Genomic DNA, 8716 nt, shown 5'->3' with positions numbered 1-8716 from the left:
CGCACTCCATACCACGCACCACGGGCAATCCTGTCTGACAACAGTATCCTCGCCGCCTTAATCCTTCCTCGTTCACTAGGATCGCATACCGGTACGAGAAACTGCGGCGACCTGTGTCTGCCGGTGTGCACGGCTGGTGCGGCAGCGTTGACACTTGATCGGAAGCTGGCCGAGCGCGAAGGAGAGGATGAGTAGCGGGTGGAAGGGTGTAGGGGTACGGCATGCCGTGCCCCTACGGTTCATGTCGTACCGGTAGGGGCGACGCATGCGTCGCCCCTACAGACGTCCAGACCGCACTCCTCCTTCCCCGTCATCAGGATCACGTAAAGATACGGTTGTGCGCCAGAGATACACGTTCCCAGTCCAGTCACAGCACTGCCAGACATGGTTTTCACGCCGCCGTCTACTGTCCCCCTTCACTATTTTCTTCATTTCGTGTACAATTATGACATTAGTGCAAAAACGTGTAGAAAGTGCAGGCTATGATCTGGTCTGATATCGCCTTCTATTACCTGTTGCCCTTACTCACTGTTGTTGCATTATGGTTAGGTCTCACCTTTGGTTTGATCTGGCTGAACCGACGTGGGCAATGGGTTGCCGGATGGGCGGTATTTCTTAGCCTGCCGGTTTTGATCTTTGCCCACAGTGAACTGCTCGCAACACGCCACGATTTGAGCGCAGGCGGGGCCTACCGGGCTTTTGCTGCCGGTATGCTGATCTGGGCCTGGCACGAGCTTGCGTTCTACAGTGGTATCCTGGCCGGCCCACGCCGCAAGCCCTGTCCACCCGACGCTCGTGGATTCCAACGCTTCTACTACGCGCTTGGCACTCACTTTTACCATCAATTGAGCTGTCTGCTCGAACTGGGCCTACTGATCTGGCTGCTCCAGGACGCCAGCCACTGGCTGGGACCATTGACCTTTGGCCTGAGTTGGGCATTACAACAGAGCGCAAAACTGAATGTCCTGTACGGAGTACGCTCGCTCCAGGTTGATCTTTTTCCGACGCATCTTGCCTTCCTGGCCAGCTACTGGCAACCGGGCCCACCAAGTGCCTTTTTCCGCCCTAGCGTCTCGGTAAGCACACTGCTGGCGCTGATGCTGTGGCTCAGTATCGGTGCCCATACCGGTGATCCGGCTGCCATTCGGCTGGCCCTGATAGCCAGCCTCCTCACCCTGGGTGCCCTTGAGCACTGGCTCCTCTTGATCCCTGCGCCGGCCACTGTACCAGCACCGGCAACCGATTAATGCTGGTTCTCATCACTCTTGTAACCAGACTAAGCACCATGCATCTCAGGAGGCGTACATACACTTCCTGAACCTGCGCTTGTCGCCTGACGCTGTATCGGTTATGATGAAAGCGCAAGGTGTGCGGAAAAGGAGCACCTAATCTCATGCTAGAAGCTATCTTCTCTCCACAATCGGTAGCTGTGATTGGCGCGTCACCTGACCCGACGCGTCTCGGTCACCGTGTTCTGAAAAATATTCTCGATCACGGTTATCAAGGTAATATCTATCCTATTCACCCCCGCGCAACTGAAGTGCTTGGGTTGCGCGCCTATCCTTCAGTGCTTGATGTTCCTAATCCGATTGATCTGGCCGTGGTCGTTATTCCACCGCAACACGTGATTGCAGTGGTTGATGAATGCGGTCGAAAGGGGATCAAAGGACTGGTCGTCATTACTGCCGGCTTTAAAGAGGTTGGCGGCGCCGGGCGCGAGCTTGAACGTGAGCTACTGACTACTGTACGACGGTACGGCATGCGCATGATCGGCCCCAACTCGCTCGGTATCATCGATACTATCAGCAAGCTCAACGCCTCATTCGCCAATGCCATGCCCCTCCCCGGCAACATCGCCTTGATGTCACAGTCGGGTGCAATTTGTACCGCAATTCTTGATTGGAGTCACCAGCAGGGCATCGGCTTCTCACGCTTTGTCAGTCTGGGCAACAAGACAGATGTTGATGAAGTAGCGTTGCTAGAAGCCTGGAACCGCGATGAGCATTCCAGAGTGATACTGGCCTATCTCGAAGCTATCGACGATGGCCCCGGTTTTATCCGCGTGGCTCGCGAAGTGACTAAAACGACACCGGTTGTCGCCATCAAAAGTGGCACGACGGCTGCCGGAACCCGCGCCGCTTCGTCGCATACCGGCTCGCTGGCCGGTTCTGAAGCTGCTTATGAAACTGCATTTGCGCAAAGTGGCATTCTGCGCGCTCGCACTATGAACGAGCTGTTCGATCTGGCGCTGGTCTTTGCCTACCAGCCGATGATCCGCGGGAACCGGGTTGCGATTGTCACCAATGCCGGTGGGCCGGGTATCATCGCCACCGACGCCGTCGAACGTAGCGGGCTGGCAATGGCCGAATTTACACCTGAAACCATTCGGCATTTGCAGGAAACATTACCACCGAATGCGAATGTCTTTAACCCGATTGATGTGATTGGTGATGCAACCCCGGATCGCTACGCTGTCGCTATCAAAGCTGCTCTGAACGATCCCAATGTTGATGGATTGATTATCCTCTTCACACCCCAGGCCGTCTCGGCCCCCCTGACGACCGCCAACCTGATCATCGATCTCACCAAAGGCACCGATAAGCCGGTGGTAACCAGTTTTATGGGTGGAGCGAGTATCGAAAAAGCTGTACAGGTACTTAATGCTGCTCGTATCCCCAACTATCTCTTCCCGGAACGAGCCGTCCAATCGCTGGCAGCAATGTACCGGCAATCGCTCTGGCAACGCCGCCCCACCCCAACTTATCGAACTTTTTCGGTTGATCGCGAACGGGTTGCCCGCCTGTTTGCCGCAGTGCGAGCAGCCGGCCGAGTCGAGCTAGGCGAAGTTGAGGCGCGGGAAGTGATTGAAGCGTATGGCATGCGTCTGCCGAAAAGCCGCCTGGCCCAAACCCCCGACGAAGCGGTTGCGATTGCCAACGAGTTCGGGTATCCGGTAGTGATGAAGATATCCAGCCCTGATATTCTGCATAAGAGTGATATTGGCGGCGTTCGAGTTGGTCTGAGTGACGCGAGTGCGGTACGCGATGCATTTGAACTGATCGAATACCGGGCACGCAAGTACCTGCCTTCTGCCCGCATCTGGGGCGTGCTGGTACAGGAGATGGTTCGTAAAGGCCGTGAAGTTTTGGTCGGCGTAAGTCGCGATCCGCAGTTCGGGCCACTTATTGCGGTGGGAATGGGAGGCATTTATGTCGAAGTGTTGAAAGATGTTGCCTTCCGCCTCGCACCACTCAGTGTTGAAGAGGTGCAGGAGCAGATACGTTCGATCCGTGCATACCCGCTCTTACGTGGGGTGCGTGGTGAAGCACCGGCTGACATCGCAGCTATTGAAGAGACAGTGCTGCGGGTAAGCCAATTGGTGACCGATTTTCCGGAAATTGTTGAGATGGATATCAATCCACTCGTCGTCCATTATGAAGGAGAGGGCGCAGTCGTCCTCGATGCCCGAATCATCCTCAACTAGTGGAGGCAATGATGGCAACACTGTATGTCGCCTCAACCGAAACCTACGTCGGCAAAAGTGCGGTGTGTGTGGGATTGCTGCGGCGGATGCAGCAAGATGGCTTTCGCGTCGGATATATGAAGCCGGTGAGTGTTTCAGTCACACACACCCCCGACGCCGTTCTTGATGAAGATGCTGCATTCATCCGGCAAACGATTGGCCTGGATGCACCGATGGAACAGGTGGCGCCAGTATTGATTACACCGGGAGTGATCGAGTCCATTCTACGTGGACAACCGCATTCATTTGCCAAAACGCTGCGCGATGCTTACCTGGCCGTATCGCGCCAGAAAGATATTGTTGTCCTCGAAGGGACGAATACCTGGGCCGAGGGAGCATTGGTCGATCTGACTGCCGATCAGGTTACTGATATGCTCCAGGCTCCTGGTCTGCTCATCTGTCGCTACACGTCAACCCTATCGGTTGATACCATTCTGAGCGTGCAGCGTTATGTTGGGGATCGCCTGCTTGGGGTGTTGATCAATCAGGTTGAAGAACCACACCGCGAGTTTGTTCGTAATCGGGTCACTCCATTCCTGGAGGGGCGTGGGATTCCGGTGCTGGGTATTCTGCCGCGTGACCGCTTGCTCTCCGGGGTCACGGTGAACGAGCTGGCTCAACATCTTGGCGGTCAGATCATTGGGCGACCCGAATGGGGTGAAAAGATGCTCGATTCGCTGATGATTGGGGCAATGGGCGCCGAGGCAAGCCTCTCGTTCTTCCGCCGCCGGGCAAATAAGGCGGTGATTACCGGTGGCGACCGTAGCGATTTACAGTTGATCGCCTTACAGACCAGTACCAATGCCCTGGTGCTGACCGGTAATATCCGGCCAACGATGCAGGTGATGGATCGGGCTGCCGAATTGGAAGTGCCGATTATCCTGGTTGCCGATGACACCCTCAGCACTGTTGATCGCGCTGAACGGTTGTTCGGCAGAGTTCGCTTCCACCAGGAAGCAAAACTGCGCCGCTTCACCGAATTGCTTGATACGCACTTCGATTTTGATCGATTGTATCGCCTGTTGGGTTTGCAAATCCATTAGGAAGTGGTATGACGACCGATCCGTTGCCCGAAAACGCCGAGGTGATCGGCCCATTGATCTTCGTGCCCAATCCTGACTATCCCTATCCGTTTCCGGTTGCCCGTCCTCCTCGTTTCTGGATGGAAGAGATCACCGGACGGTTGGCAGAGGCGATTGAGCAGTACATGCAGGGAGAACCGCTGACCAGCGATCAGTTAGAGCTGATTAAGCTGTATCTGAAACAGTATCTGGAACGTGCAGTGGTTGATGGTAGTGCAGACCGTAAGCGATTATTGAGTCGTATTGACCGTCTGCGTACCACCCGCGATATTGAGCGATTTGCCGATGAATTATCTGAGGTGGGAGTTGAACCGTTCTGAGGCACTGTTCTACCGCTACGGCATACGCCCGATCTTGTTTCGGCTCGGTCGGGGAGATGCTGAGACGGCACATGAACGTACCTTGCATGTGCTAACACTGATTAGTCGCTCGCGTCTGTTGTGCAAAACCATTGGGCATCTGACCACAATTCAAGATCAACGGCTCCACCGCACGATTCTTGGGATACCTTTTCCCAACCCGGTTGGGCTAGCTGCTGGCATGGACAAGGATGGCGTGGCAATACCGGCCTGGGCGGCACTGGGCTTTGGCTTCGTCGAGGTTGGCACCGTCACCCATCACCCACAGCCGGGCAACCCCCGGCCACGCCTGTTTCGGCTACCAGAGCAGGAAGCGCTGATCAACCGGATGGGGTTCAACAATCAAGGCGCTGCCAGCCTCGCCAGACGACTGGCCCGCTTGCAGCCGGCACCCATCCCGATTGGCGTATCAATCGGGAAGTCGAAGATCACGCCTCTCGACCAGGTAATTGATGATTATCAGGCGTCGTTTCGTCAGCTCTTTCCGTATGCAGCGTACATCGCCATTAATGTCAGTTCCCCCAATACTCCCGGCTTACGCCAGTTACAAGATGCCGATCAGTTGCGTGCGCTGCTGGCAGCCCTGCAACACGAAAATACCAGTTTGGGTCACACCGACCGGCGCGGCCCCCGCCCACTCCTCGTTAAGATTGCACCTGATTTGAGCGATACAGCCATAGAAGAGGTGTTGACCGTCTGCGCCGACCACAGTGTTGCCGGTATCATTGCCACCAATACAACGATCAGTCGCGAAGGATTGACAGGGGTTGATCCACGGTTGGCAGCCGAAGCCGGCGGTTTGAGTGGGAGACCACTGACTGCACGTGCTCTTCACGTTGTACGCCTGATTGCCCGTTTGACAGGCAATCGTCTACCGATTATTGGGGTCGGAGGTATTCATACGCCCGATGATGGGCTGCGTATGTTGGAAGCCGGTGCCAGTCTGATCCAGCTCTACACCGGACTGGTCTACTACGGGCCACTGTTACCCAGACGGATCAACCGCGCTATCCTTACGCAAAGCAAGGTAAAGCAATGAATGGCTTCCTCGGCACAAAAGCTACGTTCGCGCAAGACATCTCGCTGATCGGGAGTATTCTGGTCGCGATTGCCTTCACTATCGGCGCATATCTCGCCGTGAAAGGGTACTACACCGCACACCGCTGGGTACAAACGGGAGCTGCCGGTGTCAATCTCGCGCTCGTGTTCGGCGTGATGATCCCCTCGTTGCTGAATGTGTCGCCCGATGAAAACCTCACCCTGCCGACAGCAGCCTTTGTGGCAATGCCAGCCCATGAGGTAATCGGTACGGTTGCGATGGTCTTTGGGATATACGTCGTCCTGGTTGGGAATGAATGGCTCCCGCAGCGCTGGCGCTTCACCAACTATAAGCTGTTCATGCGCATTGCTTTTGGCCTGTATCTGGCAGCAACCATCATTGGAGTTGCAGTGTATGTTTTGATCCACACGTGATAACGTTCTTCAGTGAGATAGATTGGAGCAGGTAATCGTTATGAGTCTCGCGCCACGCGAACGGATACTGGTTGCGCTCGATACACCCGATCTGGATGCGGCAGTTGCTTTAGCAACCCGGTTGCGCGGACAGGTCGGCGGTTATAAAGTCGGACTGGAAATCTGCTCTGCGGTCGGCGTACCACAGATTGTATCCGCCATGACTGCGGTCGGTGGGAGTGTCTTTCTTGATCTCAAATTGCACGACATTCCAAACACGGTCGCCGGTGCAGTTCGCGCCGTCTGCAACCTCGGCCCGGCAGTCCAGATGCTGACACTCCACTGTAGCGGGGGTAGCGCAATGCTCCGCGCCGCAGTCGCTGCGGCCCAAAGCATGCCCTACCGTCCACTGCTACTGGGCGTTACTGTGCTCACCAGCCTCGATGCTACAGCACTCACCGGCGAAATATGTGTTACGTCAGACATCACCGACTACGTAGTCCATCTGGCTCGCATGGCGCAGGATTGTGGTCTTGACGGTGTGGTAGCTTCGCCGCACGAAGTGAGTGCCATTCGCGCCGCCTGCCCTCACGTGCGGATCGTCACCCCTGGTATTCGTCCACAGTGGGCCACGGAAGGTGACCAGCGTCGCGTGATGACTCCAGCCGCCGCCCTGCGCGCCGGCGCCGATTATCTGGTTATCGGACGGCCAATTACTGCTCCACCGGCAATCATCGGCGATCCGGTCACCGCAGTAGCACGGATCCTTGCAGAATTGGAACAGGAATGATAAGAGCTTATGACCGAGGCGAATCTCTTGACCATCCTTCAGGAATTAGGGGCAATTGTCACCAACGACCATATCGTGTACACGTCTGGCCGCCACGGCAGTAGTTATGTCAACAAAGATGCACTCTATCCACATACGGCTGCGGCCAGCATGGTAGGGGCTGCCCTGGCCGGCCACTTCGCCACCGCCGGGATCGAGACTGTTGCCGGGCCAACCATCGGTGGAGTCATCATGGCACAATGGACGGCTCATCATCTGTCGCAGATTTGCGGACGTGAAGTGCTGGCTGTGTATGCCGAAGAAGAGCAGCATGACACCGGCAAGCGACGGGTCTTCCGTCGCGGATACGATGCCCATATTACCGGAAAGCGTGTTCTGGTCGTTGAGGATGTGATAACGACTGGCGGTTCAGTTCGCCTGGTCGTGGAAGCGGTGACCGCTGCCGGGGGGGTTGTCATCGGCGTTGGCGCATTGTGCAATCGTGGCGGCATCAGCGCTGCCGATCTCGGTATTCCGCAACTGGTTGCGCTGACCGAATTACCGCTGGAAAGCTATCCGGCGGAAACCTGCCCTCTCTGTGCTGCCGGTGTACCTATCAACACCCGCCTGGGCAAAGGCGCAGCATATGTTCGTAACCTGACAACAAACTCATCACTACCAACGTCATAATAGTAAGTGTGAACAACGGCAGGCGTTACGAATAGCCCACATTGTGGGGAATGACAGATAGGAGTAGACCAGCCTGACACACAAACATGTACAACGTATACAATAATAGAAGCTCGTATACGCACAAGCAACAGGACGAACTATGGAGTCACTTGCCCACTTTGTTCGACTCAGTACAGCCGGTCTCCTGCTCGATGTCAACACCTTTCGCGCCCAACGCGACAATCCGTATGCATTGCGCGAAGGCTTCCTGGTCGTGATCGTCGTGGGGGTCATCGTTGGGATTGCTACTCTGATCGGTAATATCCTTAGCCGAATAGCCACGCCCGATCCGACAGCGGTGCTCGCAGTCTTGCAACGTTACTTTGAACGCATACCACTCTTTAGCGGTTTGCAAGAAGTCAACCCTGACTTCTCCTTTGATCCGATCTTCGATCTGTTGACAGGTGTGTTTAGTACTCTGCAATGGAGTAGTCTTATCGGTGCCATCGCCACCCCATTGGTGTATGTTCTGGGCTGGCTGATTTACGGCACTGTTGCGCATCTGGCGGCTCGTTCGTTGGGCGGCGATGGCACGTTTGCGCAAACCCTCGGCTGCACCGCTCTGGCCAGCGGCGCAAACCTGCTGGCTGCGGTACAGATTATCCCTTTCGCTACCGTGGCCGGCACAACCCTGCTTGGCCTGATTGGCTGCTACCTTGGTCTACGTGCTGCCCATAACCTGCCGGCATGGCGAGCGTTTTGGGCAACGCTGATTGGACCGATATTGCTGATCCTTATCCTGCTCGTGGTCAGTTGTGGGGTACTCGCAATATTGATTGCCAGTGCTCAAGGGAGCTGA

The 8716-nt window shown here is 55.8% G+C and carries 10 protein-coding genes; all 10 read left to right on the top strand.

All coding sequences use genetic code 11. The features are described from left to right. The coding region (locus VAE57_RS06825; RefSeq protein WP_322821136.1) for a hypothetical protein at positions 1–195 on the top strand (195 nt) is incomplete at its 5' end. Between the two features lie 287 nt (positions 196–482). Beyond that, positions 483–1247 (top strand): putative photosynthetic complex assembly protein PuhE, encoded by a 765-nt coding sequence (gene puhE, locus VAE57_RS06820; protein ID WP_322821135.1) that lies wholly within the window; start codon positions 483–485, stop codon positions 1245–1247. Positions 1248–1393: 146 nt separating this feature from the next. Continuing rightward, positions 1394–3484, top strand: a complete 2091-nt coding sequence (gene acs / locus VAE57_RS06815; RefSeq protein WP_322821134.1) for an acetate--CoA ligase alpha subunit — start codon at positions 1394–1396, stop codon at positions 3482–3484. An 11-nt stretch (positions 3485–3495) separates the two neighbouring features. Beyond that, complete coding sequence (locus VAE57_RS06810) at positions 3496–4566, top strand: phosphotransacetylase family protein (protein WP_322821133.1); 1071 nt, start codon at positions 3496–3498, stop codon at positions 4564–4566. A gap of 8 nt (positions 4567–4574) precedes the next feature. Beyond that, complete coding sequence (locus VAE57_RS06805; RefSeq protein WP_322821132.1) at positions 4575–4925, top strand: hypothetical protein; 351 nt, start codon at positions 4575–4577, stop codon at positions 4923–4925. Continuing rightward, positions 4912–6003 (top strand): quinone-dependent dihydroorotate dehydrogenase, encoded by a 1092-nt coding sequence (locus VAE57_RS06800; RefSeq protein WP_322821131.1) that lies wholly within the window; start codon positions 4912–4914, stop codon positions 6001–6003. The genes VAE57_RS06805 and VAE57_RS06800 overlap by 14 nt, the downstream gene beginning before the upstream one ends. After that, positions 6000–6437 carry a hypothetical protein gene (locus VAE57_RS06795; protein ID WP_322821130.1) on the top strand — a complete coding sequence of 146 codons (438 nt, stop codon included), beginning with the start codon at positions 6000–6002 and terminating at the stop codon, positions 6435–6437. The genes VAE57_RS06800 and VAE57_RS06795 overlap by 4 nt, the downstream gene beginning before the upstream one ends. A 40-nt stretch (positions 6438–6477) precedes the next feature. Next, complete coding sequence (pyrF, locus tag VAE57_RS06790) at positions 6478–7206, top strand: orotidine-5'-phosphate decarboxylase (RefSeq protein WP_322821129.1); 729 nt, start codon at positions 6478–6480, stop codon at positions 7204–7206. A 9-nt stretch (positions 7207–7215) separates the two neighbouring features. Beyond that, on the top strand, positions 7216–7875 hold the full coding sequence (locus VAE57_RS06785) for a phosphoribosyltransferase family protein (protein ID WP_322821128.1): 660 nt from the start codon (positions 7216–7218) through the stop codon (positions 7873–7875). 142 nt (positions 7876–8017) lie between these two features. Continuing rightward, entirely contained in the window at positions 8018–8716 is a 699-nt protein-coding gene (locus tag VAE57_RS06780; protein WP_322821127.1) for a Yip1 family protein, read from the top strand.

This window comes from Chloroflexus sp. (assembly GCF_034434295.1).
Lineage (GTDB): Bacteria > Chloroflexota > Chloroflexia > Chloroflexales > Chloroflexaceae > Chloroflexus.
The sequence above is the reverse complement of the archived record's forward strand: the minus strand, read 5'-3'. Positions and strand labels throughout refer to the sequence as shown.

Excerpts from the sequence above, each read along its gene's own strand:
- puhE (WP_322821135.1), top strand. The coding sequence starts at position 483 with ATGATCTGGTCTGATATCGCCTTCTATTACCTGTTGCCCTTACTCACT.
- acs (WP_322821134.1), top strand. The coding sequence starts at position 1,394 with ATGCTAGAAGCTATCTTCTCTCCACAATCGGTAGCTGTGATTGGCGCG.
- VAE57_RS06810 (WP_322821133.1), top strand. The coding sequence starts at position 3,496 with ATGGCAACACTGTATGTCGCCTCAACCGAAACCTACGTCGGCAAAAGT.
- VAE57_RS06805 (WP_322821132.1), top strand. The coding sequence starts at position 4,575 with ATGACGACCGATCCGTTGCCCGAAAACGCCGAGGTGATCGGCCCATTG.
- VAE57_RS06795 (WP_322821130.1), top strand. The coding sequence starts at position 6,000 with ATGAATGGCTTCCTCGGCACAAAAGCTACGTTCGCGCAAGACATCTCG.
- pyrF (WP_322821129.1), top strand. The coding sequence starts at position 6,478 with ATGAGTCTCGCGCCACGCGAACGGATACTGGTTGCGCTCGATACACCC.
- VAE57_RS06785 (WP_322821128.1), top strand. The coding sequence starts at position 7,216 with ATGACCGAGGCGAATCTCTTGACCATCCTTCAGGAATTAGGGGCAATT.
- VAE57_RS06780 (WP_322821127.1), top strand. The coding sequence starts at position 8,018 with ATGGAGTCACTTGCCCACTTTGTTCGACTCAGTACAGCCGGTCTCCTG.